General features: G+C 62.9%; 21 protein-coding genes, 1 tRNA gene and 1 other annotated feature. Of the genes, 10 read left to right on the top strand and 12 right to left on the bottom strand.

The window, feature by feature from the left end:
* Window positions 1-95 precede the first annotated feature (95 nt).
* On the top strand, window positions 96-1,496 hold the full coding sequence (locus NN662_RS01305; protein WP_261928512.1) for an efflux transporter outer membrane subunit: 1,401 nt from the start codon (window positions 96-98) through the stop codon (window positions 1,494-1,496).
* Between the two features lie 94 nt (window positions 1,497-1,590).
* Window positions 1,591-1,646 (top strand) — a sequence feature (sul1 is cis-regulatory element that is thought to sense ions involved in sulfur or methionine metabolism; They are found in Alphaproteobacteria).
* A gap of 65 nt (window positions 1,647-1,711) precedes the next feature.
* Window positions 1,712-3,196: a SulP family inorganic anion transporter gene (locus NN662_RS01310; RefSeq protein WP_261928513.1), complete on the top strand. Its 1,485-nt coding sequence runs from the start codon at window positions 1,712-1,714 to the stop codon at window positions 3,194-3,196.
* Window positions 3,197-3,214: 18 nt separating this feature from the next.
* Here NN662_RS01310 and NN662_RS01315 read toward each other — a convergent pair whose 3' ends face one another.
* The gene (locus NN662_RS01315; protein WP_261928514.1) at window positions 3,215-4,201 is read right to left on the bottom strand and encodes a P1 family peptidase; all 987 of its coding nucleotides are present in this window, start codon (window positions 4,199-4,201) and stop codon (window positions 3,215-3,217) included.
* A 252-nt stretch (window positions 4,202-4,453) separates the two neighbouring features.
* Between NN662_RS01315 and NN662_RS01320 the strand changes: the two genes are divergently transcribed.
* Window positions 4,454-4,527, top strand: a tRNA-Met gene (locus NN662_RS01320).
* 187 nt (window positions 4,528-4,714) lie between these two features.
* Here NN662_RS01320 and NN662_RS01325 read toward each other — a convergent pair.
* Window positions 4,715-5,788 (bottom strand): ABC transporter ATP-binding protein, encoded by a 1,074-nt coding sequence (locus NN662_RS01325; RefSeq protein ID WP_261928515.1) that lies wholly within the window; start codon window positions 5,786-5,788, stop codon window positions 4,715-4,717.
* Window positions 5,789-5,854: 66 nt separating this feature from the next.
* Here NN662_RS01325 and NN662_RS01330 point away from each other — a divergent pair, with 66 nt between their 5' ends.
* From NN662_RS01330 to NN662_RS01360, 7 genes are all read left to right on the top strand, one after another.
* Window positions 5,855-6,577 (top strand): GntR family transcriptional regulator, encoded by a 723-nt coding sequence (locus NN662_RS01330; protein ID WP_261928516.1) that lies wholly within the window; start codon window positions 5,855-5,857, stop codon window positions 6,575-6,577.
* The gene (locus tag NN662_RS01335) at window positions 6,574-7,560 is read left to right on the top strand and encodes an alpha/beta hydrolase (protein WP_261928517.1); all 987 of its coding nucleotides are present in this window, start codon (window positions 6,574-6,576) and stop codon (window positions 7,558-7,560) included. The genes NN662_RS01330 and NN662_RS01335 overlap by 4 nt, the downstream gene beginning before the upstream one ends.
* A 30-nt stretch (window positions 7,561-7,590) precedes the next feature.
* Window positions 7,591-8,790, top strand: coding sequence for an ABC transporter substrate-binding protein (locus NN662_RS01340; protein ID WP_261928518.1), 1,200 nt, complete (start codon window positions 7,591-7,593; stop codon window positions 8,788-8,790).
* Between the two features lie 95 nt (window positions 8,791-8,885).
* Window positions 8,886-9,809, top strand: coding sequence for a sugar ABC transporter permease (locus NN662_RS01345; RefSeq protein WP_315972607.1), 924 nt, complete (start codon window positions 8,886-8,888; stop codon window positions 9,807-9,809).
* The gene (locus NN662_RS01350) at window positions 9,806-10,639 is read left to right on the top strand and encodes a carbohydrate ABC transporter permease (RefSeq protein ID WP_261928520.1); all 834 of its coding nucleotides are present in this window, start codon (window positions 9,806-9,808) and stop codon (window positions 10,637-10,639) included. Before NN662_RS01345 ends, NN662_RS01350 begins: the two co-directional genes overlap by 4 nt.
* A 35-nt stretch (window positions 10,640-10,674) precedes the next feature.
* Window positions 10,675-11,556 (top strand): sugar phosphate isomerase/epimerase family protein, encoded by an 882-nt coding sequence (locus NN662_RS01355; RefSeq protein ID WP_315972574.1) that lies wholly within the window; start codon window positions 10,675-10,677, stop codon window positions 11,554-11,556.
* The gene (locus tag NN662_RS01360) at window positions 11,553-12,548 is read left to right on the top strand and encodes a Gfo/Idh/MocA family protein (RefSeq protein WP_261928522.1); all 996 of its coding nucleotides are present in this window, start codon (window positions 11,553-11,555) and stop codon (window positions 12,546-12,548) included. Before NN662_RS01355 ends, NN662_RS01360 begins: the two co-directional genes overlap by 4 nt.
* An 86-nt stretch (window positions 12,549-12,634) precedes the next feature.
* Here the strand turns inward: NN662_RS01360 and NN662_RS01365 are convergent, their stop codons facing one another.
* The 10 genes from NN662_RS01365 to NN662_RS01410 form a co-directional block, all read right to left on the bottom strand.
* Window positions 12,635-13,735 carry an FAD-dependent oxidoreductase gene (locus NN662_RS01365; RefSeq protein ID WP_261928523.1) on the bottom strand — a complete coding sequence of 367 codons (1,101 nt, stop codon included), beginning with the start codon at window positions 13,733-13,735 and terminating at the stop codon, window positions 12,635-12,637.
* A gap of 110 nt (window positions 13,736-13,845) precedes the next feature.
* Window positions 13,846-14,541, bottom strand: a complete 696-nt coding sequence (locus tag NN662_RS01370) for an ROK family protein (RefSeq protein ID WP_261928524.1) — start codon at window positions 14,539-14,541, stop codon at window positions 13,846-13,848.
* Between the two features lie 28 nt (window positions 14,542-14,569).
* Window positions 14,570-15,940 (bottom strand): glucose-6-phosphate dehydrogenase, encoded by a 1,371-nt coding sequence (gene zwf, locus NN662_RS01375; protein WP_261928525.1) that lies wholly within the window; start codon window positions 15,938-15,940, stop codon window positions 14,570-14,572.
* Window positions 15,941-15,958: 18 nt separating this feature from the next.
* On the bottom strand, window positions 15,959-16,963 hold the full coding sequence (gnd, locus tag NN662_RS01380) for a phosphogluconate dehydrogenase (NAD(+)-dependent, decarboxylating) (protein ID WP_261928526.1): 1,005 nt from the start codon (window positions 16,961-16,963) through the stop codon (window positions 15,959-15,961).
* A 39-nt stretch (window positions 16,964-17,002) separates the two neighbouring features.
* Complete coding sequence (locus tag NN662_RS01385; protein WP_261928527.1) at window positions 17,003-19,405, bottom strand: glucan 1,4-alpha-glucosidase; 2,403 nt, start codon at window positions 19,403-19,405, stop codon at window positions 17,003-17,005.
* 393 nt (window positions 19,406-19,798) lie between these two features.
* Entirely contained in the window at window positions 19,799-21,610 is a 1,812-nt protein-coding gene (gene atzF, locus NN662_RS01390) for an allophanate hydrolase (RefSeq protein ID WP_261928528.1), read from the bottom strand.
* Between the two features lie 14 nt (window positions 21,611-21,624).
* Window positions 21,625-21,969 carry a cupin domain-containing protein gene (locus NN662_RS01395; protein WP_261928529.1) on the bottom strand — a complete coding sequence of 115 codons (345 nt, stop codon included), beginning with the start codon at window positions 21,967-21,969 and terminating at the stop codon, window positions 21,625-21,627.
* Window positions 21,969-22,628 (bottom strand): cysteine hydrolase family protein, encoded by a 660-nt coding sequence (locus NN662_RS01400; RefSeq protein WP_261928530.1) that lies wholly within the window; start codon window positions 22,626-22,628, stop codon window positions 21,969-21,971. The genes NN662_RS01395 and NN662_RS01400 overlap by 1 nt, the downstream gene beginning before the upstream one ends.
* Window positions 22,628-24,163 (bottom strand): ABC transporter ATP-binding protein, encoded by a 1,536-nt coding sequence (locus tag NN662_RS01405; RefSeq protein WP_261928531.1) that lies wholly within the window; start codon window positions 24,161-24,163, stop codon window positions 22,628-22,630. Before NN662_RS01405 ends, NN662_RS01400 begins: the two co-directional genes overlap by 1 nt.
* On the bottom strand, window positions 24,160-24,861 hold the full coding sequence (locus NN662_RS01410) for a cysteine hydrolase family protein (protein WP_261928532.1): 702 nt from the start codon (window positions 24,859-24,861) through the stop codon (window positions 24,160-24,162). Before NN662_RS01410 ends, NN662_RS01405 begins: the two co-directional genes overlap by 4 nt.
* Between the last annotated feature and the right edge of the window lie 4 nt (window positions 24,862-24,865).

Consider the following 24,865-nt stretch of genomic DNA (forward strand, 5'->3'; position numbering starts at 1 on the left):
GAAGCCGCCATTCAGGGCAGTCTCTGCGCCGATAAGGCCGGGTCAATTCGTATCCCGGCCCGCCGGGTCATCCGCAGTACCAGAGTTGGAATAACATGACGCTTTCCATTCGTCGATTTGCGCCCCTGATGTTCGTCGCCCTGTCCGGCTGCATGGTCGGACCGGATTACGAGGCGCCGCAAACGCCACTGCCGGTCAAGTTTTCCGAGGGCCGCAATGCCAGCATCGGCAATGTCAGTCTGAAGCCCTGGTGGACGGCATTCACCGACCAGCGCCTCAACAGCCTGGTTGCGCAGGGCATGGCGCAGAACCTCGACGTCCTGCAGGCGGTCGAGCGCATCCAGTCCTCCGAAGCCAATGTCACCTCGGCCGGCGCGGGTTCGCTGCCGAGCCTGACGGGATCCGCTTCCCAGACCTTCAGCGGATCTGATGGCAGCTATTCGGGCCGGACCAACCGCTCCACCAGCGAGGGTGGTCTCTCCGTCTCGTGGCTGCTCGACCTGTTCGGCGAATATCGCCGCTCGAAGGAAAGTGCGCGTGCCTCGCTCGATGCAGCCTATGCCAGCGCCGATGTGGCACGCCTGTCGCTGCTCTCCGATCTCGTCACGTCCTATATCGACGTGCGCTATTACCAGGAGCGCATGGCGATCGCCCGTGATAACCTGAAGTCCCGGCAGGAAACGCTGGAGCTCACCAAGTTCCGTCTCGACGCGGGCGCCGCATCGCGTCTCGACGTCGTGCAGGCCGAAGGCCTTGTCAATTCGACGCTCGCCGACATGTCGACGCTGGAAACGAGTTTCCGCAAGTCGGCGCACCATGTCGCGACCCTGATCGGCCTGCCGGCCGCCTCGCTCGTCTCCGACCTTTCCCGGTCCAGCGGTCAGCCGGTGGCGCATGACGCGGTTCGCACCGGCATTCCCGCCGATCTCGTGCGCAACCGTCCGGATATCCGCAAGGCCGAGCGCGAGCTTGCTGCCGCTGTCGCCGATATCGGCGTCGCCAAGGCGCAGCTCTTCCCGAGCATCAAGCTCAGCGGCTCGATCTCGCCCTCCTACATCAAGTCGAATTCCGCCAGCGGCGGCATCACCAGCTGGTCCTTCGGTCCGACGCTCAACCTGCCGATCTTCGACGGCGGCGCGCTGAGGGCGAATGTGCAGAGCAAGGAATCGGCTGCTCGCGGCGCCTATCTCGCCTGGAAGCAGACGGTGCTGAACGCCATCGAGGAAGTGGAAAACGCCATGGTCGCGCTGTCGCGCGATGGCAAGGCGGTCTCGGCATCGCGTGCCGAAGTGTCGTCCTATCGCGAGGCGCTCGATCTGTCGACCGCAAGCTACAAGGACGGCGCGTCCTCGCTGCTCGACGTCCTCGACGCCCAGCGCTCGGTCTCCACCGCGCAGGCGAACCTCGCACAGGCGGTCCGCCAGATGGCGGCCGATTACGTCACGCTCAACGTCGCCATCGGCGGCGGCTATGCGGCGGGTCGGCTGACCCAGTAAGCGCTTCTGCCGCACGCCTTCCGGCATTGCGGCAGAAATCTGGCCTTTTCTTATTGCGATGCAGCAATCCGTCAGGCTATAAGAGCGCATCCCATATGGATCCGGTGCAATTCCGGATGGCTCTTCTGGCCGCCTATCCGCCAGACAACTCCATTTCTATGTGCATGATGCCGGCGCCCCAGATCTTGTGCCGGTTCGCCATATTTGACGGACATATGAACACACACACTCCCTATTACCGCTCCTGGTTCTTCAACATCCGGGCAGACATCCTTTCCGGTATCGTCGTGGCGCTGGCGCTGATCCCCGAAGCCATCGGCTTTTCCGCGATCGCCGGCGTCGATCCCAAGGTCGGACTTTTCGCCTCATTCGCAATCGCCTGTACGGCGGCCTTCACCGGTGGCCGACCCGGCATGATCTCGGCTGCGACCGCTGCGACCGCGGTCGTCATGGTGTCGCTCGTCAAGGAGCACGGTCTCGACTACCTGTTTGCGGCGACGCTGCTGATGGGCATCCTGCAGATCATCGCGGGTTTCCTGAAACTCGGGCGGGTGATGCGCTTCGTTTCCCGCTCGGTGATCACCGGCTTCGTCAATGCGCTGGCGATCCTCATCTTCATGGCACAGCTTCCCGAACTGATCGGCGTGCCGACCGCGACCTATTACATGATCGCCGGCGGGCTCGCGATCATCTATCTCTTCCCGCGCATAACCAAGGTCATCCCCTCGCCGCTGGTGGCGATCGCGGTGCTGACCGGGGTGTCGCTCTATTTCGGCATGAATGTGCGCACGGTCGGCGACCTCGGCGAACTGCCATCCAGCCTGCCGTTCTTCTCGCTGCCGCATGTGCCGCTTACCTTCGAGACGCTGAAGATCATCTTCCCCTATTCGGTGACGCTGGCGGCCGTCGGCCTCCTGGAATCGCTGATGACGGCGCAGATCGTCGACGACATGACCGACACCACCAGTTCCAAGAGCCAGGAATGCATCGGCCAGGGGGCGGGCAACATCGCCGCCAGCCTGATCGGCGGCATGGGCGGCTGCGCGATGATCGGCCAGTCGGTGATCAACGTCACCTCCGGCGGTCGCGGCCGGCTGTCGACCTTCGTCGCCGGCGCCTTCCTCCTGTTCCTGATCCTCGTGCTCGACGACATCGTTCGCGTCATCCCGATGGCGGCGCTGGTCGCGGTGATGATCATGGTGTCGATCGGCACCTTCTCCTGGAGCTCGATCCTCGATCTGCGAAGCAATCCCTGGCAGTCCTCGGTGGTCATGTTGGCAACCGTCGTGACCGTCGTTGGCACGCATGATCTCGCCAAGGGCGTACTGGCCGGCGTGCTTCTGTCCGGCATCTTCTTTGCCGGCAAGGTCGCCAAGCTCTTCCATGTCCGCTCGACGTTGAGCGAGGATGGGACGGTGCGCAGCTACCACGTCGACGGGCAGATCTTCTTTGCCTCGGCGGAGACCTTCATTGCCGCCTTCGACTTTGCCGATGACGTCAAGCGGGTTGTCATCGACGTGACGGAGGCCCATCTCTGGGACATCACCTCGGTCGGAGCGCTCGACAAGATCGTCTTCAAGTTTCGTGCCAATGGCATTGAAGTGGAGGTTGTCGGGCTCAACGAGGCGAGCGCCCATATGCTCGACCGCTTCGCCGCACATCCGAAGCAGGAAACGAGTGATCTGGCGGCCGCGCATTAGCGGCCGCTGCGGCATTCCTCACGGACCGAACCTGTCCCGCCATGCCGGCTGCGCGCCGGGGTGGGGCAGGGTGGTCGCCTCGTAGACACCGCGGGCCACCGCCCGCGCCATGACTGCCGTCGCCAGGTGGCAAAGTTCCAGATAATCGGCCATTGCCTCGAGCGGTTTCTCGCCGGTCGCTGCCGAAAACACCGTGTCGCCGTCGAGCGGCAGGTGGGCCGGCAGGATTGCCCGCGCGATCCCGTCCTGCGCCATGATCGCCAGCCGGTAGGCCTGCTGTTTCGACAGCGCCGCATCGGTGACGACGGCGCCGATCGTCGTCGCGGTTTCCTGCATGCCCTTCAGCCGGAAGGCTGTGTGGTCTTCGTTGAACGTTGGCGGCAGGCCAAGTCCGCCGAATTCACTCCTCTGTTCGAAAGGCGCTGCCCAGAAATGCGCGCCTCTGCCGATCGTCGGCGAGCCCAGTGCATTGACGGCGGCGATTGCGCCGATCCGGTATCCCTTCGATGAGACAGCGCTCGCCGACCCCAGCCCTCCCTTGACGCTCGCCGTCGTCGCGCCCGTCCCTGCGCCGACACTGCCAAGCGGGAAATGCCCGCCGGCGGCAAGACATGCCGCCTCGCCCATGTCGCGATAGGGCGAATGCCGGCCCCAATCCTTGTTGCCGCCATTCAGGAGGTCCATCAGGATGGCCTGCGGGACGATTGGTACCCGGACCGGCCCGACCGGAAAGCCGCGTCCGGCAGCGCGCAAGGCCGCCTGCACGCCGCCTGCCGCATCGAGGCCGAAGGCGGAGCCGCCGGACAGCACGAAGGCGTCTACCTCGCAGACCGTCATGCCCGGATCGAGAAGCGTGGTGTCGCGCGTGCCCGGGGCGCCGCCGAGCGTGATACCGGACCCGGTGACCGCGTGATCGAAGAGGATGACGGTGACGCCGGAGGCAAGCGCAACATCCGTGGCATGGCCGACGGTGACACCCGCGATGTCTGTGATGAGATTGCGCATAAGCCTCCCTGCGACCCGCTTTTTTGCTGTTCCAACCATGCTCGCGTGCGCCGCAAATGGCAAATGTGGAGGCGGCCCGCCTGACCGCCCTGCCGGGGGTCGTATTCTCGCCGCGGGCTTATGGTTAATAGTCGGTTATCGAGCACTCTGACGCCAAAACCCGAAATCCCCCCACCATTTCAATCACTTACGTTTTTTTGAATTTTTTCTGACGAGTTGTGTTGACTTGATTTGGGTGGTGGGCTTATAAGCTGCGTCACGCAGCCCGGTAGCTCGTCAGGCTCATAACCTGAAGGCCGCAGGTTCAAATCCTGCCCCCGCAACCAATCCAGCACAAATACATAACCGCTCCTCGCTAGGGGCGGTTTTTGCGTTCAGGGGGGCGACGACCCGCCGGAAAGCTAAACTGTGCCACCCGGCAATCCCGGACATGGATGACACCAAGGCTGTTGCGCCTCAGTGTCGTCCGTTTTCAGGTGCCCTCCGCATCGGATCCCAAGCGCCGGCTGAGGGTCAGTTCATCCGTCGTCCTGTTTCGGTGTCAAAGAGATGCACGGCGGACGGATTGCCCGAGAGATGGATCCGTTCTCCGACCGCGACGTCGGCGTTGCGGTCGAATTCGACGGAGAACATCTGTCCGTCGGCCATCTCGACATAGGCGAATGTCTGGCTGCCGAGGCGTTCCGCCACCGAGATTTCACCCTCGAACCAGGCGTCTTCGGGCTGGCAGGCTTTCAGGTCGTTCGGCCGGATCCCGAATGTGATGGCCCCGGAGAGGGCCTGCGTGTTCGGCAGCCGGAATTGCCTGCCCAGAGCGCTGATCACGATGCCTCCCTGATCGCTCGGAGTTGCTGTGGCCTCGACGGTGTTCATGGTCGGGCTGCCGATGAAGCGTGCGACGAACAGGCTGGCCGGCCTGTGATAAAGCTCCAGAGGCGCCCCCATCTGCTCGATCCGGCCGCCATTCATGACCACGATCCTGTCCGCCAGCGTCATGGCCTCGACCTGATCATGCGTCACATAGACCGTGGTCGCCTTCATCCGCTTGTGCAGCTTAGCGATCTCCAGACGCATCTCGACCCGCAGCGCCGCATCCAGGTTGGAGAGCGGCTCATCGAACAGGAAGGCCGAAGGCTCGCGCACGATTGCCCTCCCCATTGCGACGCGCTGCCTCTGTCCACCCGACAACTGGGCGGGCCGTCGGTCCAGAAACGGTTGGATCTTGAGGATGTCGGCCGCGTTCGCCACGCGGCTTTCCGTCGATGCCTGATCTGCGCCGCGCATCTTCAGCCCGAAGGCCATGTTCTCGTGTACGCTCATATGCGGGTAGAGGGCGTAGTCCTGGAAGACCATGGCAATGTCGCGCTCGGACGGCGGCAGGGCGTTCACGACCTTGCCGGCGATTTCGAGTTCGCCGCCACTGATCTCCTCTAGGCCGGCGATCATGCGCAGAAGCGTGGACTTTCCGCAGCCGGACGGCCCGACAAGCACGAGAAACTCGCCACTCTCTATCTCGATGTCGACGCCGTGGATGACCTCCACCGCTCCGTAGGCCTTGCGAAGCTGCCGCAAAGAAATCGCGCTCAATCTGGTTTCCTCTCTCGTGCATTCAGGCTTGACGCCATTTATCAATATCATTATCGATAATGATAAATGCACGTCAAGCAATTTAGAGAGCCAGCATCGATGTCCTATTTCTCTGAGCGAGCGACCGGAAGAACCGCGGCGGGAAAGCCGGCGAAATCGGCGGCCGCGTTCAGTGCGCTCAAGCGGGAAATCATGCTCGGCCTGCTACCGGCGGGCGCCGCACTGACCGAGCTCGATCTGGCGGCGCATTTCGGCTGCAGTCAGGGCACGGTCCGTGAAGCGCTTCTTCAGCTTCAGGAAGAGGGGCTTGTGCTTCGCAAAGGCCATCGCGGCACGCAGGTGTCCGAATGCACCGAAGCGGAAGCGATCGAAATGTTCAAGGTGCGCCAGCAGATCGAATGCAGTGGCATTGTGCGGGCGCTCACCCATCCTTCACGCACGCTCGTCGCCGATCTGAAGGCGCTGCTGGCGGAGATGATAGATGCCGCCAGGGCCGATGACGAACTCGAGCTGGCCGCCCACGACCGGGAGTTCCATCGTCGCATCTTTCATGATGCCGATCTGCCGGCGCTCGACCCCATCCTGCACCGCTGCCTGATCCACAATCACCGCTTCAAGATCCTGCGCAGCAGCACGCCCCGCAATCTGGTGGCGACGGCGGAGCGGCACGGATCGATCATCGAGGCGATCGAGCAGCAGGATCTTGGCCGTGCGCAAGAGGCCCTGCGCCACCATATCGCGACGATCGTCGAGTTCGGCCCCGACGTATTTGTGGAACCCGCGCAATGAAGGCCGTAGACGCCACTTTTCCTTCGGATTTGTCCGTCGAAATGGCGGAACTGATGGCCCGTGTCCTGGCCGAGGACGGTCCGCAGCCGGATACGACCACGCTGGAGCCCGCCATCGGCAGGGCCCTTGCGGAAAACGCCAACCGGCGCTGGAATCGGGAGCTTCCCGAGATCGCCTCGCGCTCTTCGGTGATGCTGGAAGTCGACGACAATCTCGGAAGTGCTGCCCGTCGCATGGAGGTCATTGTGCCGGAGGACGCCGCTCCCGGCGCCATTCTCTTTGTTCACGGTGGCGGTTTCGCCTTCTGCAGCCCGGAAAGCCATGAACGATGCGCCCGCATTCTGGCGATCGAAAGCGGTCTTCCGGTCCTGGTGCCGGACTATCGGCTTGCGCCCGAACACCCGTTCCCGTCAGGCCTCAAGGACTGTATTGCCGCATTGCGCCAGGCGTTTTCGGCAACCGCCGGCAGGGGTGTCGAGCCGGGGCCGCTTCTCATTGCCGGCGATTCTGCCGGCGCCAACCTCGCCCTTGCAGCCCTTTTGTATGAGCAGTCGGGCGGATTGCGCGGCGCGGATGGCGCTCTGCTGTTCTACGGAACCTACGACCGGGATTTCTGGACGGCTTCCTACCGGCAGTTTGCCGACGGTCCGGGCCTGACGACGGGCAAGATGGAGCGATACTGGAACTGGTATGTCGACGCGGGAGACATGGAGCCGGACCTGCTCGCCACTCCGCTTCTCGCCAGCGATGCGCAACTGGCGGCCCTGCCGCCGCTGCATCTGATGGCAGCGGGCATAGACCCCCTTCTTTCCGACAGCATTCGCCTGGCCGAACGCCTCGAAGCGGTGGGCCGTGCCGAACGGCTCATGATCGTTCCCGGCGTGACCCACGGATTTCTGCAGAACACCATCGACCTTGAGGCGGCGCGGGAGGCGCTCCGTCGGGCCGGCATGGATGCAAGACGGATGGCCTTGAAACTCTAGCCATTCACCGAACGACAACAGGAGGAGTACATGACGTTCTGGAAGAAACTTGCGATGGGACTGACTCTCGCCGCATCGCTGGCAGCAGGTGCTGCGCACGCCGAAACCGTCCGGTTCTGGTATCACTTCGACAATCCGGAAAATCCGATGGATGATCTGGTCAAGAAGTTCGAAGCCGCCAATCCGGGCATCGAAATCCAGGCCGAAAACGTGCCGTGGAACAGCTACTACGACACGCTCTACACGTCACTCGTCGGCGGCAATGCGCCGGATGCGGCGATGGTCAAGCTCTTTGCCCAGCCGCGGCTGATGGAAATGGGCGCTCTGGAGCCGATCGGCGACCGGATCGACGCCTGGCCCGGCAAGGCCGATCTGCTCGACAACCTGCTCAACCTGACCAAGGCTTCGGACGGCAACCAGTATTACCTGCCGATCCAGTATGTGGTCCTCTATCTCTACTATCGTGCCGACCTGTTCGAGCAGGCCGGCCTGAAGCCGCCGGCGACCTGTGAAGATTTTCGCAATGCCGCCATCAAGCTGACCCATGCACCGGACACCTACGGTTTCGGCCTTCGTGGCGGCAAGGGCGGCTGGGATCAGTGGGGCGCCTTTGTCCTTTCGCAGGGCGCTGAACTGAAGCCGGGTGGCCTGACGACCGACAAGGCGATCGCCGCCAACCAGTGGCTCATCGACCTCTTCCAGAAGGACAAGGTCATTCCTCCGTCCGCCCCCAATGACGGGTTCCAGGAAATCATCGGAGCCTTCAAGAGCGGCAAGACGGCCATGACGATTCATCACATCGGCTCGTCGAATTCCATGGTTGAGGCCCTGGGAGACAAGGTGTCCGCGGTCCCGGTTCCGGAATGCGGCGGCGGACGCTGGACATCGTACGGGGATGAATCGCTGGCGATCTTCTCCTCGTCGTCCGTCAAGGATGCGGCCTGGAAATGGATCTCCTTCCTTGCGGAAGGCGAAAACAACGTCGAGTTCAACAAGGCAACCGGCCAGATGACGGTGACGAAGAGCGGTTCTGAAAACTGGACGCTGCACCAGCGCCGTTTTGTCGACGCGACAGTCAATTCGCTGCCCTTCGCACATGTTCTGCCGCAGACCCCGGCCACCTCGGAATTCGTGAACACGGCCTGGCAGACCGCCATGCAGCAGGCGCTGACCGGCCAGATCACCTCCAAGGAAATGATGGAACAGCTGCAGGCCCTGTTCGCCGAGTAAGTCCATTCGAGGGGTCCGCAGTGAACTGCGGACCCCGCAATCCGAAGTGGCGGCCACGGCCGTCTCACACGTTCCCGGAAATCAAGATCGATCACATGCAGACGTCCGCCAACCCATCGTCCACAGGCGCCAGGATCGCCCCGCCGCTGTCATCCCGGCTCATGCCGTATGCGCTGCTGGCACCCGCTTTCGTGGTGACCCTGTTCATCGTCCTCTTTCCGATGGTTCAGGCGGTCTACACCAGTTTCTTCGATCTCATTCTCTGGAAGCCCAATGCCAGCCGCTTCGTCGGCTTCGGCAACTACGTCAAACTGCTGCAAGACAAGGTGTTCTGGATTTCGCTGGGACATACCGCGATCTGGATCGGGCTGACCGTCCCGCTTCAGATGGGGCTCGGCCTGATTACCGCTCTCCTGCTGAACCGCGAATTTCCGTGGCGCGGGCTGGCCCGAGCGCTGATCATCATTCCGTGGGCGCTTCCGAGCGTGGTGATCGCCCTGATGTGGCGCTGGATCTACGATCCCAATACCGGCGTCCTCAACGACATTCTCATCTACCTTTCCATCGTCAAGCAGGCGGTTCCGTGGCTCGCCGATCCCGATCTGGCGCTGTATGCCATCATCGCGACATTGACCTGGCAAGGTTTTCCTTTCTTTGCGGTCATGATCCTTGCCGGCCTGCAAGGCATCCCCAAGAGCCAGTACGAGGCGGCCTCGATCGACGGTGCGTCGTCATGGCGGCAGTTCCTGCACATCACACTGCCGGGCATCGCTCCGGTTCTCGGAACCGCCGGCCTGCTCCGCGTCATATGGGTCGCCAATTCGATGGACGTCATCTTCGTCATGACCGGCGGCGGGCCAGGCTATGCCACGCATACCCTGCCGCTCTACTCCTTCATTCGCGCCCGCCAAAATCTGGATTTCGGCTACGGCACATCGATTGCCGTCACCTTCACGATCCTTCTTGGCGCCGTCGTCGCGCTCTATCTGATCCGGACCATGCGGGAGGTGGAACGATGAACAGGCCGTCCACGCTGAGGCGCATCCTGACCACCGACCTGCCGGTCCTGCTGATCGTGCTGTTCGCGATGGGACCGTTCGCCTGGATCATTCTGACGTCGCTGACGCCAAGCAAGGTTCTCGACGCTACGGGCGTTTCTCTCTCGCCATACGGCTGGAGCCTCGACAATTACGTCCGGCTGCTGCGGCAGACGTCGTTCCTCGGCAATATGCTGGACAGTCTCATCATTGCCGGCGGGACGGTGGTGCTCGGCCTCATCGTCTCGGTGACGGCGGCCTATGCGTTCTCGCGGTTCCGCTTCGCCGGGCGCAAGCTGTTCATGCTGCAGTTCCTGCTCATCAACATGTTCCCGGTGGTTCTGCTGATCCTTCCCCTGTTCATGGTCATGCGCAAGGTGGGCATTCTCGATACCCATATCGGACTGATCCTCGCCAACTCGACGGTTGCGATTCCGTTCGCGGTCTGGATGCTGACCAGCTATATCGGCGCCATCCCGAAAAGCCTCGACGAGGCCGCCATGATCGACGGCTGCTCGCGGCTGACGGCGCTGCGGCGCGTGGTCCTGCCGCTGACCATGCCGGGCATCATTTCGACCGGCATCTACATCTTCATCACGGCATGGAACGAGTATCTTTACGCGCTCACGCTCGGCGGGCGGAATGTTCGACCGGTGACCGTGGCGATCCAGACGCTGATCGGTGAATTCCAGATCGAATGGGGCCTGCTTTCGGCGGGTGCCGTCGTCGGCGCCATGCCGGCAACCATACTGTTCCTGATTGTCCAGCGCCGGCTGATCGGTGGCCTTACCCAGGGTGCCGTTAAGGGCTGACGCTGTTCGCATATTCGAGAAGAAAGAGGACTGAAATGAACCCCGTTGGGTTAATATCGATGCAGTATGCCAGGCCGTTCACGGCCGAGCACTTCCATCTGTTCGGGACCATGAAGGCGCTCGGCTACGATTTCGTCGAACTGCTGGTCCCCGAACCCGGCGAGATCGATGCTGCCGAGGCCAGGCGCGCGCTTGACGATGCGGGCTTGGGCGTCGTGCTGGCCGCTCGCGTCAACCTTGAACGCAACCTTTCCTCTGATGATCCGAAGGCGCATCGCAACGGGATCGAGTATCTCAAATATGCCGCCGACAGCGCCAAGGCGCTCGGAGCGACGATCGTCGGCGGCCCGTTGACCGGGAACCCGCTCGTCTTTGCGGGACGTGCTCCCAAGCCGGTCGACGAGGACGAAAGGCTGGCGCGCAAGGCACGGTGCGTCGCTGGACTGAAGGAGGCCGGAGACTATGCGGCTGAACGTGGCGTGACACTCGCCGTCGAGCCGCTCAACCGCTTCGAAAGCGATGTGCTGTGCACGACGCAGCAGGCTATCGAGCTTCTGGACGTGGTCGACCATCCAGCCGTCCAATTGATGCTCGACACCTTCCACATGCAAATGGAGGAGGCCAATCTTGCCGAAGCGATCCGGCTCGGTGGCGCGCGCCTCGTGCATTTCCAGGCCAATGAAAACCATCGCGGCTTTCCGGGAACCGGGTCGACCGACTGGGTCGAGGTCTTCCGTGCGCTGAACGAGATCGGCTATCGCGGACCCGTCTCGCTGGAACCTTTCCGTCGCAATGACGATCGCTTCGGCGTGCCGTTCGCGCAATGGCGGCCGCCGCACGAGGACGAGAGCGCCCGGCTTCGGGAAAGCGCCTCCTTTATCAAGTCCCACATCGCTCTTACGGAATTTCGCAGATGACATTGAAAATCGGCTGGATCGGTTGCGGCGTGCATGCAACCCAGATGCTTCTTCCTCAACTGGTGCGCCATGACGTCGAGATCGTCGCACTCTGCGATATTGACGGTAACCGGCTGCAGTCGGCGGGCCGCCAATTCGGCGTCCAGACACTGACGAACAAGGCGGAAGACCTGATCAACACGCCCGGCATCGATGCCGTCGGCATGGCTGTCGGGCCGGACCAGCATCTGGCCTTCGGCAAGATGGCGCTCGAAAGAGGTCTGCCAGTGTTCATGGAAAAGCCGCCGTCGGGCAGTGCGGCCGGAGCAAGAGAGCTGCTCGCGGCCTCGGAAAAATCCGGCAAGCCGCTTCTCGTCGGTTTCATGAAGCGCTATTCGGCGGGCAACAAGATTGCGGCAAACATCGTTCGCTCGGGGCAGTTCGGTTCCGTGCTGGGCCTGACCGGTTACTACATGACGGCGCCCGGCTATTTCGTCGGCAATGTCGACTATACCGGCTTCTTCCTGCACCACTGCGTGCACTACATGGACCTGGTCTCGTTCCTCGTTTCGCCGGTCAGCAAGCTGACGGCGCGCAAGGTGGAAAAGGAGCCCGGCAAGGTGCTCTTCCACATCAATTTCGATTTCGAATGCGGGGCGATCGGAACGGTCGCCATGGGCACGATCCAGTCGCGCGGTGCTCCCGTCGAACGGCTCGAGCTGATGGGCGATCACCAGCGCATCGAGGTGGACAACGTCATCGAAGTCCGCTGGAACCGGAACCCGCCCTTCAAGGTGGATGATCCCCAGGCGAGCCTCGTCGACGGCGTCGACAGCCTGACATGGAAGCCGAACTTCACGGCGGCGGCAAACGAGGATCCCAAGGGCTATCATTCTCTGCTTGCGGACGTCATTCCGGCGCTTCAGGGCAAGCAAACGCCGGCTCCCACCATCGCCGACGGCGTCATCGCAATGGAGCGTCTGGAGACGTTGCGGCGGGAGCTCGACCTCTAGAATTGGGCGGGCAATCGGGGCTGCGGGCGGAACCAGGCTCGCGGCACTGCCGGGTTCGCCTGATCAAGGCCGTATCCCTCATGCGATCAGACCTTGAAACGGTCGATGAAGCTGCGGTCGATGTGGTCTTTCCAGCGCCATACCCATCGGCCCTCGACGCTCAATTTGCCCCAGGAAGCGATGGCGCTGTCGCGACCCGTCGCCAGAATGTAGAGCGATCTTTTTCTGAGATTGTAAGGCTTCAGCGCTTCACCCCTCAAGGCGGCAATCAGGTTTTGCGCCAGGATCGGAGCGGCGCGAACGGCGTGGACGCCAGAGCGCTCCAGCGTCACGTCGCTCCTCGACGCGACATCGCCGACGGCGAAGACGTTGGGGTGGCTGACGCTTCTGTGGGTGTCATCGACCAGAACAAAACCCTGCCGGTCGAGCGCCAGCTTTGAATGCGAAAGCCACGACGCCGGCCGGGCTCCGGTCGCGGCAATCACAAAGTCAGCGTTCAACATGCTTCCGTCGGACAGAGAGACGCCGTCCGGGTGGCCGGTCGCCCGGCTCTCGTGAACGGAAATCCCGCTTCGGGCAAGTGCGCCTCTGGCAAGCCTGCGCGCCCTGTCGCCATGGGCTGCCAGAACGCCGGAAGGGCCGACGACCAGAGAAACGGCCGACTTGACGGAGGTGCTGTCGAGGGCTGTCTTTGTTGCAAGCGCCAGTTCGACGCCGGCGGTGCCACCGCCGACGATGGTCAGTTGCACGGTTCGTTGCGCTTGGGCCGAGGCCACCAGATCCCGCCAGCGCGCGATGAAAGCATCAAGCGGTTTGGCAGGCAGAAGCTTGACGGAGCGGTCCGCAAACCATCCGACATCGGTTTCGCTCCCAATATCGAGCGAAAGCAGGTCATAAGCCACCTCTTTCCCGCCTGAAAGGAATACGTTATTGCGATCGGCATTGATGGCGACGAGGGGTTCCAGGATCAAACGCACGCCCGCCTTTGCGGCGAGCTTTCCGATGTCGATCCTGCAATCTTCCTCCCGGTAGCGCCCCGCAATCAGGCCCGGTAACATCCCCGAATAATACTGCCAGGGCGAAGGTGTAGCGATGATGATGTCGAGCCCCTTCTGTGGATGCCTGGCAAGGTATTCCAGGACAATCAGATGGGCATGGCCGCCACCGGCCAGAAAGAGGCGCGTCATGAAAGCCTCGAGCGAGGTCGCATACCGGGGTGTGGCCGGAAATTGTCCGACCTTTTGATCAGATGGCGATTGCCTTTGACGTTCTCTTCTTCCGCCATGCGTTCCCGAATTTACACGATCAGGTTTTCGTCCTTCCAGAGGCGGAACCCGCCATCGAAGGCGCGGGTATTGTCACCGCGCCGGCATTTCGGCGGAAGCTCGTCCAGCTGCTCGACGTTGCCGCCACCGATAACGACGTAGTCAGGCTCCAGTGCTGCGGTCAGGCGTTCAACGATTTCGAACACGCGCTTGCGCCACTTCTTGTTGCCCTTACTTTTGCGATAGGCCTCGGCGACATAGTGCTCATAGCTCTTGCCCTTGCGATAGGGCAGGTGGGCGATTTCCATGGGCTGGGCGACGTTTTCGACGATCATGGCGGCGCCAAGCCCGGTGCCGAGGCCGAGAAACAGCATCCGGCCGCCCTGATAGGAACCGATTGCCTGCATCAGCGCATCGTTGACGATCCGCACCGGGCAGCCGAAGGCGGATGCGTAATCAACACCGACCCAGCCTTCGCCGAGATTGGCGGGATCATGGAGCGGCCGATCATGCACGACCGGGCCCGGATACCCCATCGCAATCACATCGTAGGTCATGCCCTTGGCCATGGTCTTGACGGCGGCAACCATATCGGCGCCGCTCATCGCCTTGCCGCTGTCGGCCTTCTTCTCCTCGCCGCCGGCGCTGGAGAGGATCTTCACATGGCTGCCGCCGATATCGATCGCAAGCACCACGCGGTCTGCGCCCTTCGACATGTGTTCGCTCATCATCGTCTCCTCGACTGCGAACCCGGCTTCAGGCGGGATCGACCCAGCCACCGGGCGGCGCGAATTTCTTCATTTCGGCCGGTCCCCAGGTGCCGGGCTTGTAGTGCGGCGGCATGGACGTGTCGTCGAGGATCGGTTCGACGATCTTCCATGCGAGCTCGGCCGCGTCCTCACGGGTGAAGAGCTGGCGGTCGCCGGCCATGGCGTCGCCGATCAGCCGCTCGTAGGGCGCCATGTCGCCATGGCCGTCGTCGACGGCGTCCAGTTCCACCGCTTCGCCGCGCATGGCGCTGCCGGGCGCCTTGCGGCGCGCACCGATGCCGATCGAGATGTCCGGGCCCAGGCGGAAGCGGACATAGTTGCTGGCTGCATTCCTGCCATCGTCGAAGAGCGCGACCGGTGGCTGCTTGAAGCGTACCACGACTTCGGTGGCATGGGCGGGCAGGTTCTTGCCGGCGCGAATGTAGAAGGGCACGCCGTTCCAGCGCCATGTCCTGATCTCGAAGCGCACGGCCGCGAAGGTTTCCGTCGGCGACTTGGCGGCAACGCCCGGCTCTTTCAGATAGCCGTCGAACTGGCCGCGGATCACATCGCCCTTGCCGAGCGGCGGCATCGCCTTGAGGACCTGCACCTTCTCGTCGACGAGATCATCGGATGCGCCGGTGGCCGGCGGCTCCATGGCCAGCAGCAAAAGGACGTTGACGAGATGGTTCTGGATCACGTCGCGAATGCAGCCGACTTCGTCATAGAACTTGCCGCGCCCCTTGATGCCGAAGTCCTCGGCCATGGTGATCTGGACGCTTTCGACGTGGTTGCGGTTCCAGATCGGCTCGAGGAAGCTGTTGGCGAAGCGGAAATAGAGGAGGTTCTGGATCGCCTCCTTGCCGAGGAAGTGGTCGATGCGGAAAATGGCGTCCTCCTCGAACACCGCATGCAGCACCTTGTTGAGCGTCTTCGCGGATTTCAGGTCGCGGCCGAACGGCTTCTCCACCATCAGGCGCGCGCCCTTCGCGATCCCGGCCTTGTCCAGGCCGCCGGCGACCGTTTCGAACAGCGAGGGCGGGATTGCCAGGTAGTAGAGCGGGTGCTTGTGCTTGCCCAATGCCTCGCGGAGCTTTTCGAAGGTGGCGGCGTTGCGATAGTCGCCGGAGACGTAGAAAAGCTGGGCAGCCAGTTTCGCGAACACGGCTTCGTCCATCTTGTCGACATGGCTCTTGACCGCGTCGCGCGCCCGATCGATCAGCTGATCGCGCGACCAGTCGTCGAAGGCGACGCCGATGATCGGCGTGGTCAGCCTGCCGCGTTCCACCATCGCGTAGAGCGAGGGAAAGATCATCTTGTAGGCAAGGTCGCCGGTGGCACCGAACACCACCAGCACGTCGGATTTCTGTTGAGCCATGATGTTATCCCTCCCACCCTACTTCGTCTTTTCCTGATGGCCGCCGAAGGCGTGGCGCATGGCAGACAGCACCTTGCCGGAAAACTCCGCTTCGCCGCGCGAAGAGAAGCGTTCGAACAACGCCGATGAGAGAACAGGGGCGGGAACGCCCGTCTCCACGGCTGCCTGCAGGGTCCAGCGTCCTTCGCCGGAATCCGAGACCCGGCCATTATAGCCGTCCAGATGCGGATCGTCCTTCAGCGCCTCCGCCGTCAGGTCGAGGAGCCAGGAACCGATCACGGAGCCGTGCCGCCAAACCTCAGCCACGGCTGCGAGATCGATATCGAAGCGATAATATTCCGGATTGGCCAGCGGCGCGGTTTCGGCATCGGCCTCACGCTCGCGCTTGCCGGCATCGGCGGACTTGAGGATGTTGAGCCCTTCGGCATAGGCAGCCATCACGCCATATTCGATGCCGTTATGCACCATCTTGACAAAATGGCCGGCGCCGGCCGGTCCGCAATGGAGATAGCCCTTCGGCGCCGTGCCGGTCTTCGGATCATCGGCAATGTTCTGGCCTGCGCCGGGTGCCAGCGAGGCAAAGATCGGGTCGAGCCGCTTCACCGCGGCCGCGGCACCGCCGATCATCAGCGAATAGCCGCGTTCCAGCCCCCAGACGCCGCCGGAGGTTCCGGTATCGATGTAGTCGATACCCTTCGACGCGAATTCGGCAGCAAGATCGATGGCGTCGCGATAATAGGAATTGCCGCCGTCGATGATGGCGTCGCCCTTTTCGAGCCTTGCGGCAAAATCGCGCGCGATCCTGGGCGTGATGGCCGCCGGCAGCATCAGCCAGACGGCGCGCGGCTTGGCGAGTTTGGCGACAAGGTCGTCCGGCGAACTGGCGCCCGTCGCGCCTTCCTTCACCAGAGCCGCAACATTCTCCTGATTGACGTCGAAGACGACGCAGTCATGGCCGTCCTTCAAAAGACGCCGCACCATGTTTGCGCCCATGCGGCCAAGCCCGACCATTCCAATCTGCATGTTCCATACTCCAGTTCAAAAGCGTCGAAGCCGATTGCTTCATTCGTTGATGCGAACGGTAAAATTCTGATTTTCCCACTGTCCCGTGTCGCGCCAGAGGAAGGTGAAGACGACCGTGCTGCCGCCTGCGGCATCCTGCGATGGCAGATCCGCTAATTGACCGTCGAAACCCGTTTCGACGGTTTGAGTATCGTTGACCGTCGTCCAGTCGTCGAGGGTCCAGCGCACGGTCGCGCCGGCCGGCAATTCGAGCCGCAGCGTCTTGCCTCTGGGGATGACCGACAGGCGGTTGTTGAAGCGCCAGATGCGGATGTTCGAGGTCGTCTTGCCCTTGATATAGCGTTCGACGCCCTGCGGTGGCATGTCGAAGACCGCGCCATCGGCAAGCGAGCGCAGGAGCTTGATATGCTCGGAATGTGCCCAGACGAGCGGCATGGCGCTGCCGGAGGGACGTCCATGGAACAGCTCGTGTTCGGGAAGATCAGGCCCGTCCCAGCTCTGCTCCGGGATCAGCCCGCCGGTGCCGGCGGAGCGCTCCAGCGTCGTCAGCAGGCTTTCCGCAACTGCGCGGTGCCCGGCCGCCAGTTCGTAGTGCGCGCGCTCGCCGGCCAGAAGCGGCCATGGCCTGCCGATGCCGACGCCGTCGAATGGCGAACCGTCTTCATGTTCGCCGTAACCGTCGTCATTGTAGCGATACCAGAGCGGGCCCTGCGGCAGTTCCACCCGCAGCGAATGGTCGATGGCCTTGATCGTGTCGAGAATATGCGGATCGTCCGGGGCCCGGAGGCCGAAGCGCACCAGCGCCAGCGCGTCAGGGCTGATGACGGTGTTTGCCGGCAGCGTGGCGCGGTCGAGAGGCTGGTTGCGGATCGTCGTGTTGCCGGTCGGCATTGCCGTATCCGTTGCGCCTGGCGAGGCGATGCGCACGTAATAGCCCGAAATGCCAAGCGAGGAGCAGAGATCCGTGTCACCGGAAAAGGTCCATTTCTCGATCTGCTCGTTCCAGCAATCCGCCGTTTCGCGCAGATGGCGGCCGGCCTTGGCGTCGCCGGCGAGATCCAGGAGATCCGCGGCGGCGAGCAGGGCGGCGATCTCGACAGCCAGCGTGAAAGGACTGTAGCCTGGGTCCTCCTCCCAGCGATCCTCGCCGGTGGCCGGGCCGTTCGCCAGAATATAGCCGGCGGCGTTGCGGATCATCGGCATGAACCTCTTCAGCGCATGCAGGTCGAGATGTCCGTTCCTGTGGAGCATGTCGGCGAGAAGGATCGGGAAGGCGCATTCATCCATCTGCACGCCGGGCCAGTAGGGCTTGCCATCGAGCCAGAGATTTTGCGGCCAGCGGCCGGACGGTTCCTGCACGTCGCGCAGATAGGTCAGGATCGCCAGCGCCTCGTCGGCGTCGCCGGCCGCTAGAAACCCGCCCGCCGTCTCGACCAGATCGCGCGGCCAGACCAGATGGTAACCACCGAGATCGTCATCGCCCTTGGAAAAGCCCCAGGGGATGGAGAGGCTGGCGACGACCGCGCCATGGCGATCGGCGGCACGGTGCGAGGCAAGCACCGTCGTCGACACGCGATAGGCATTGATGCCGTCATGGGTGTCGCGGTCGAGCGGCCGGAGACTGTCCTGCCAGCCGCGCCAGTTGGAAATGTAATGATCATGCGCCCGGGCAAAGCCGTCCTTCAGGCTGCGGGTGGCGGAGGCTGCCGCTTCATGTTCCGTCTGGCCGAATCCGAGCGCCAGAGTTGCCGTGCGATGCGCCGCGGTAAAACCGATCTCGCCGGCAAGCGCCACATTGCCATCGTCGGCGCGGGAATATTGTTCGCTGAGACGGCCGCCTTTCTGCAATTGCTGCCAGCCATCGGAAAACCCGACGTAACCGGCACTCACCGCCTGCCAGGGAGTGTCACTGACAAGCGCAAGGTAATGCGAACGGCCACTGGCAAACAGCACCTGCCGCCCTTCGAACTCGCCAATCCAGGCGGAATTGAGCTTGCCGGCATTGACGAGGTGCGGCGCCAGCAGCGCCGTCACCCGATAGTCACTCACGGCGCCCTTGAGGGGGATGAAGGTCACCTGCTGAAGGACGCTGGCGCGGGCCGGGTCCGTGACAACCTTTTTTTCGATCCGATACGTTTCGTCCCTGGCGGCGTTGACAATCGTGAATGCGGGAATGCCGCCATCGAAGGGCGTCGTGGTGGAGACGCAGTCACGCTTCTCCTCGGAGAAGTATCCATCCGGGCCGGTGACGATGAAGCCGAAATCCCGCGTGCAGGCGCTGTCGACGCGGGGATAATAGATCTCGTTCAAGATGCCGTGGCTGAGCGTGAACCAGACCGGCGACGCCTGTGAAAGTGCGGTGCCGACGCCGTTCTTGGCGCTGGAGGTCCATCGACCGTCAATGCCCGGCGCACCCGGCGCGCAGTCCAACATACGGCTCATTTCAATATCCTCGCAACATGGTCATGTCCGGGAAAGGGGTTTCGGCGGGACATACGGAATCGTCATGGCAGTCGGCTCGCCTTTTGCGGCGAACAGCCTGGGGAGGCGGGATCAAATCATGGATTGAACTTAGGGCGCTGCGGAACCATGGCAAATTAACAATCCGCAATCTTCGGGTCGGCCATTTCTGCTGCGGTGACTGTCACATGGCGAAGCTCGCCGCACGTCGGCGGAAGGGGAAATTCTGTCCGGATGTCGGTTGCCGGATGATCGCGGGCTCCCGATGGGAGCGGTCCGTCCGGATGGCTGCCATTGATAGCAAGGCCGATTGTTGTCAGGTGCGAGTAGCTTTGTGCGGCAACTCCCCAGCCGCGACATCAGGCGATCAGTTTTTCAGGTCGAAGCGCTCGCTGCGGCGGCCAGGAAACGTCTCCAACCGCCGAATGTGCTGATGTCCTCGGCATCCTTCAGACCCGCGCTTTCGCATATGAAGCCCTTGACCAGGCTGCCATCGCCAAGCTTGAGGCTTCCGATGCCGAGCGGCGAGGGGATGTCGGCCATGAATTCGCCGAAGCGCGCAAGCGGGATCGCCCAGACCTCCAGTGCGATCGCCGTTCCGTCTTCCATGCGCACAAGGCCGGGTCGCACCGGTGGTCCGCCGGCAAGCCTGTAAAGTCGGTACTCGGGCGCCGTCTCTCCCTCAAACAGGAAACGACCGCCAAGACGGGTGACTTCATGGTTGAGAGGCAGGCCGCGCATATGGGCCCCGACCAGGGCAACCGCGATCTCGTCGCTGCCAGCGGAAGGCAGAGGGGCGGGGCCGGGTTCGTGTTTCCACGCCGTTGCACCGAGCGGCACCGCCGCGTCGGCCTGAAGGGAGGCTGCGACGCCGGCGATCTTGCCGTCCGCGCCGGCCGGGGCAAGGAGCGTGACGCTTCCCGGACGGCCATCGGCTCTCGTCTGGACGGGAACGGCAATGCCGCACATGTCCATCAGGTTGACGAAGTTGGTATAGGTGCCGAGCTTCGAATTCGGCCCGACGGGATCGGCTTCCAGGTCCTTGACCGAGAAGAACCGGGGGATGGTCGGCACGCACAGCATGTCGATATCCTTCAGAAGCGGTTCGGCCGCCCGTTTCAGCTCGGCCAGCCGGTAGAAGCCCCTGAAGGCGTCCGCGGCCGAAAGGCGTTCGGCCTGGCGGATGATCGCGCGCGTCACCGGATGGACCGCCTCTTCGTGATCCACCATCATCCTTTCGGTTGCCGCATAACGCTCGGCCACCCAGGCGCCCTCATACAGCATGTTGGCGATCTGGTAGAGCGGTGTGAAATCGGTGGGAACGATCCGATGGCCGAAGCCTTCGAGGGTGCGGATGGTGACCTCGAAGGAATTCGCCTGCGCCTGGTCGCCGAAGAATTCGCGCGTCTGGAGGTCAGGCACGCCGATTGCCAGGCCCTGTACCGGCACTTGCAGCTGCGGCGGGGGAAACGGACGGGAATAGGCATCGGTCGCGTCATATCCGAAGGCCACCTGATAGGCCGTGAAGGCGTCTTCGACGGTCAACGCGAAAATCGAGATCGTGTCGAGCGTCCGGCAGGCGGGCACCAGGCCCGCGGCCGACAGTGCGCCGAGCGTCGGCTTCAGCCCGACAATGTTGTTGAGCGCTGCCGGCACACGGCCGGACCCGGCCGTATCGGTCCCGAGCGAGAACGGAACGATGCCGCGGGCGACCACCACGCCCGAACCGCCACTGGAGCCACCCGGCACGATTTCGGGGTCGATGGCATTTTTCGGGGCTGGATAGGGTGTCCTGATCCCGACGAGGCCGGTCGCGAACTGGTCGAGATTGGTCTTGCCGATCGGGATCGCCCCTGCCGCCTTCAGCCTAGCAACGACGAAGGCGTCCCCTTCGGGCTGGTAGGCGAAATCGGGACAGGCGCATGTCGTCGGCATGCCGGTGACGTCGATATTGTCCTTGACCGCAAAGGGAATGCCCCAGAGCGGCTTTGCGGGATCATGATCGCCGAGCGCGTTGGCGGCGGCGATCACGTCGTCAATCGGTTCCAGATGGATGAATATGCCGGGATCGCCGGCAAGCTCAAGGCGCCGGTACACTTCCTCGATCACCGTTTCGGGCGTCATGCCGCCGGCATAGGCTTCGCGCAGACTGGGGAGTGTGAAGGGGAGGTCTTTGATGGTTGCCATTTCACGTCCGGATGTCAGAGGATCTTGACGGGGCGGGTCCACTGGATGAGGACGACGCAGCCTTCTTCGGAAGAGACCGAATGGATGGTGCCTTGCGGGTTGGCAACGAGAGAGCCGGCCCCATAGGTGCCGAATTCATCGCTCTGCGACCCTTCAAGCACGAGGATCGTTTCAAGCCCCTGATGCAGGTGCTTGGGAACGGCGGCGCCGGGTGCGTATTTCAGAAGCGCCAGTTCGGGTTCGCCGGCGATGAGGCGGCATATTTCCACCCCCTCCCGAAAATATTCGAAATCGAGATGCTTCCATCCACCCGTGAGGAAATCCGCCCAGTTGATGTTGTCGATTACCGGGGCCGTCATCAGAGGGCCTCCAGGATGGCAGCGACGGGGGCGGCCCAGCCGACGATGGCGCCCTGTGCGGTAATCATGTCGATGGCGGCCGCCTTGAATCTCGGGAAGTAGCTTTCGGTCGCATCGGTCGCGAGCAGGCACTCATAACCGCGATCATTGGCCTCGCGCATGGATGTCTGGACGCAAACCTCGGTGGTCACGCCGGCAAAGACCAGCTGGCGAATGCCCCTGGTCTTCAGCACGTCGTCGAGCCCGGTGGCGTAGAATGCCCCCTTGCCGGGCTTGTCGATGACGACTTCGCCTGCGATCGGATAGAGATCGGGGATGATATCCGCGCCTTCTTCGCCGGAGATCAGAATGCGGCCCATCGGTCCCGGATCCCCGATCCTGAGCTTTGGATTGCCGCGTTCGCGCTTGGCAGGCGGGCAGTCGGACAGATCCGGTCTATGGCACTCGCGCGTATGGATGACAGTGAGGCCCGCCCTGCGGAAGCCGGCGATCAGCTCAGATGTTGTCGGAATGATTGACTGCAGGAGAGCGACGTCGTTGCCGAGCGTCTCGCCAAAGCCCCCCGGCTCTATGAAATCGCGTTGCATGTCGATGACGATCAGGGCCGCATGCGACGGATCGAGTTCGAAATTGAAGGGGCGTGCCTTGACTGTCGCCATCAGTGATGTCCTGCCATGTGTTTCCCGATCTCGCCGATGTCGGCACCGGCCGCCGGCGTCTCGTAGGCGATGTGCCCCTCCGACATCACCAGGATGCGGTCGGAGAGTTCGAGGATTTCGTCGAGGTCCTCGCTGATGAGAAGCACCGCCGTCCCGGCATTGCGCGCGGCCATGATGCGGGAGCGGATTTCCGCGACGGCGGAGAAGTCGAGCCCGAAGCATGGATTGGTGATGATCAGCAGATCGACCTTGCCGGTCAGTTCCCGCGCCAGCACCGCCCGCTGCACGTTGCCGCCGGAAAGCGAGGCGATCGGCGAGGACAGAGAGGCTGTCTTGACCTTGTATTCGCCGACGAGCTTCGCCGTCTCGCTCGCCATCCGGCGGCCGTCCAGCCAGACCTGCGGCTTGTCCGCCTTGAAGTCGAAATCGCGGAAGAAGATGTTTTCGGCGACCGTCATTTTCGGCGCGCAGGCATTCTTCAGCGGTTCTTCCGGCAGGTATCGTACGTTGAACCTGCGAGCCTCTGTGCGGCTTGCATGGAATGGTGTGTCCTTGACCCGGATTTCTCCCGCCAGGAGCGGTCGCTGTCCGGTCAGCATTTCCATCAGCTCCATCTGGCCATTGCCGGAAACGCCGGCAATGCCGACGATCTCGCCGGACTTGACCTGAAGATCGTCAATGTCGATTTCCTTGAGGCCCGAGCGATCGGAAGACTTCGCCCCCGAGACCGAAAGCATCGTCTGGCCGTTCATGGCAATGCGCGCGGCGGGACGTACCAGTTCCTTTTCGCCGATCATCATGGCGGCCATGTCGGCGGTCGAGAGGTCGGAGATCTTGCCGCCGCCGACATGCTCTCCGCGCCTCAGCACGGAGACCTCGTCAGCAAAGGCGGTCACTTCGCGGAACTTGTGGGAGATCATCAGGCAGGTCAGTTCGCCGGACGTTGTCAGGCCCCGCACCATGCCGAGAAGCTCGTCTGCCTCCGCCGGCGTCAAGACCGAGGTCGGCTCGTCGAGGATCAGGAAGCGGCGCCCGAGATAGAGCTGCTTCAGGAGCTCGAGCTTCTGTTTCTCGCCGGCGGCAAGCCGCCCGACCGGTACATCGAGAGGCACCTGGAACGGCATTCTGGTCATGAAGGATTGAAGGCCCTCGCGCTCCTTCTTCCAGTCGATCCGGGCCGGTACGTCGGCGCGGCTGATGACGAGATTTTCAGCGGCGGTGAGCGATGGAACCAGGGTGAAATGCTGATAGACCATGCCGAGCCCGAGCTCGTGGGCGGCACGTGGATCGGGTATGTCGGCCTCGAGGCCGTCGACCGTCATCTGACCGGAGGTCGGCTTGTAAAAGCCCATCATGCATTTGACGAGCGTCGACTTGCCGGCGCCGTTTTCGCCGAGAAGGACATGAAACGACCCGGCTCGAACGGTGATCGAGGCGTCTTTCAATGCCGTGAAATTGCCGAAGCGCATCGTCATGCCAAGGGTGGAGACGGCGATTGCCTTCGTCGGTGCGGGGTGCGGGGGCGGAACCTTCATGGCAGGGCGCTCACGAATTTCTCGCTGTCGGAAACCGATCCGAACACGCCGCCCTGCATCTTGACCATCTTGATCGCGGCGGCATGGTTGCCGGGATCGGTCGCCCCGCAGCAGTCTTCGAGGAGAAGGCATTCGAAGCCGCGGTCGTTCGCCTCGCGCATCGTGGTCGAGACGCAGACGTCGGTGGTGATGCCGGTCAGCACGATGTTCTCGATGCCGCGGGTGCGCAGGATCAGTTCGAGATCCGTCGCGCAGAAGGACCCTTTCCCGGGCTTGTCGATGATCGGCTCGCCATCGAGCGGATAGAGGTCGGGAATGATGTCCCAGCCCGGTTCGCCGCGCACCAGAATGCGGCCGCACGGGCCGAGATCACCGATGCCCGCGCCGATCTGTTGCGAACGCCAGCGCTTGTTGGCCGGCAGGTCGGCGAGGTCCGGCCGGTGACCTTCGCGGGTGTGAATGATGTGGTAGCCCTTCTCGCGCATGGCGCTCAGAACCTTCCTGATCGGTTCGATTGGCGCGCGGGTGAGCGACAGGTCATAGCCCATTTTGTCGACATAGCCGCCGACCCCGCAGAAATCCGTCTGCATGTCGATGATGATGAGCGCCGTATTGTCCGGCCTCAGGTCGCCATTATAGGGCCAGAGATACGGGTCGGCCTGAACGGTCGTCATCGGCTTCTTCTCCATGGTGAGCATGTGG

Origin of the sequence: Rhizobium sp. NRK18 (assembly GCF_024385575.1) — a bacterium.
Lineage (GTDB): Bacteria > Pseudomonadota > Alphaproteobacteria > Rhizobiales > Rhizobiaceae > JANFMV01.

Bases quoted from the DNA above. Each gene is read 5' to 3' on its own strand.
- NN662_RS01305 (WP_261928512.1), top strand. From the start codon at position 96: ATGACGCTTTCCATTCGTCGATTTGCGCCCCTGATGTTCGTCGCCCTG.
- NN662_RS01310 (WP_261928513.1), top strand. From the start codon at position 1,712: ATGAACACACACACTCCCTATTACCGCTCCTGGTTCTTCAACATCCGG.
- NN662_RS01315 (WP_261928514.1), bottom strand. From the start codon at position 4,201: ATGCGCAATCTCATCACAGACATCGCGGGTGTCACCGTCGGCCATGCC.
- NN662_RS01330 (WP_261928516.1), top strand. From the start codon at position 5,855: ATGCACGTCAAGCAATTTAGAGAGCCAGCATCGATGTCCTATTTCTCT.
- NN662_RS01335 (WP_261928517.1), top strand. From the start codon at position 6,574: ATGAAGGCCGTAGACGCCACTTTTCCTTCGGATTTGTCCGTCGAAATG.
- NN662_RS01340 (WP_261928518.1), top strand. From the start codon at position 7,591: ATGACGTTCTGGAAGAAACTTGCGATGGGACTGACTCTCGCCGCATCG.
- NN662_RS01345 (WP_315972607.1), top strand. From the start codon at position 8,886: ATGCAGACGTCCGCCAACCCATCGTCCACAGGCGCCAGGATCGCCCCG.
- NN662_RS01350 (WP_261928520.1), top strand. From the start codon at position 9,806: ATGAACAGGCCGTCCACGCTGAGGCGCATCCTGACCACCGACCTGCCG.
- NN662_RS01355 (WP_315972574.1), top strand. From the start codon at position 10,675: ATGAACCCCGTTGGGTTAATATCGATGCAGTATGCCAGGCCGTTCACG.
- NN662_RS01360 (WP_261928522.1), top strand. From the start codon at position 11,553: ATGACATTGAAAATCGGCTGGATCGGTTGCGGCGTGCATGCAACCCAG.
- NN662_RS01365 (WP_261928523.1), bottom strand. From the start codon at position 13,735: ATGACGCGCCTCTTTCTGGCCGGTGGCGGCCATGCCCATCTGATTGTC.
- NN662_RS01370 (WP_261928524.1), bottom strand. From the start codon at position 14,541: ATGAGCGAACACATGTCGAAGGGCGCAGACCGCGTGGTGCTTGCGATC.
- zwf (WP_261928525.1), bottom strand. From the start codon at position 15,940: ATGGCTCAACAGAAATCCGACGTGCTGGTGGTGTTCGGTGCCACCGGC.
- gnd (WP_261928526.1), bottom strand. From the start codon at position 16,963: ATGCAGATTGGAATGGTCGGGCTTGGCCGCATGGGCGCAAACATGGTG.
- NN662_RS01385 (WP_261928527.1), bottom strand. From the start codon at position 19,405: ATGAGCCGTATGTTGGACTGCGCGCCGGGTGCGCCGGGCATTGACGGT.
- atzF (WP_261928528.1), bottom strand. From the start codon at position 21,610: ATGGCAACCATCAAAGACCTCCCCTTCACACTCCCCAGTCTGCGCGAA.
- NN662_RS01395 (WP_261928529.1), bottom strand. From the start codon at position 21,969: ATGACGGCCCCGGTAATCGACAACATCAACTGGGCGGATTTCCTCACG.
- NN662_RS01400 (WP_261928530.1), bottom strand. From the start codon at position 22,628: ATGGCGACAGTCAAGGCACGCCCCTTCAATTTCGAACTCGATCCGTCG.
- NN662_RS01405 (WP_261928531.1), bottom strand. From the start codon at position 24,163: ATGAAGGTTCCGCCCCCGCACCCCGCACCGACGAAGGCAATCGCCGTC.
- NN662_RS01410 (WP_261928532.1), bottom strand. From the start codon at position 24,861: ATGCTCACCATGGAGAAGAAGCCGATGACGACCGTTCAGGCCGACCCG.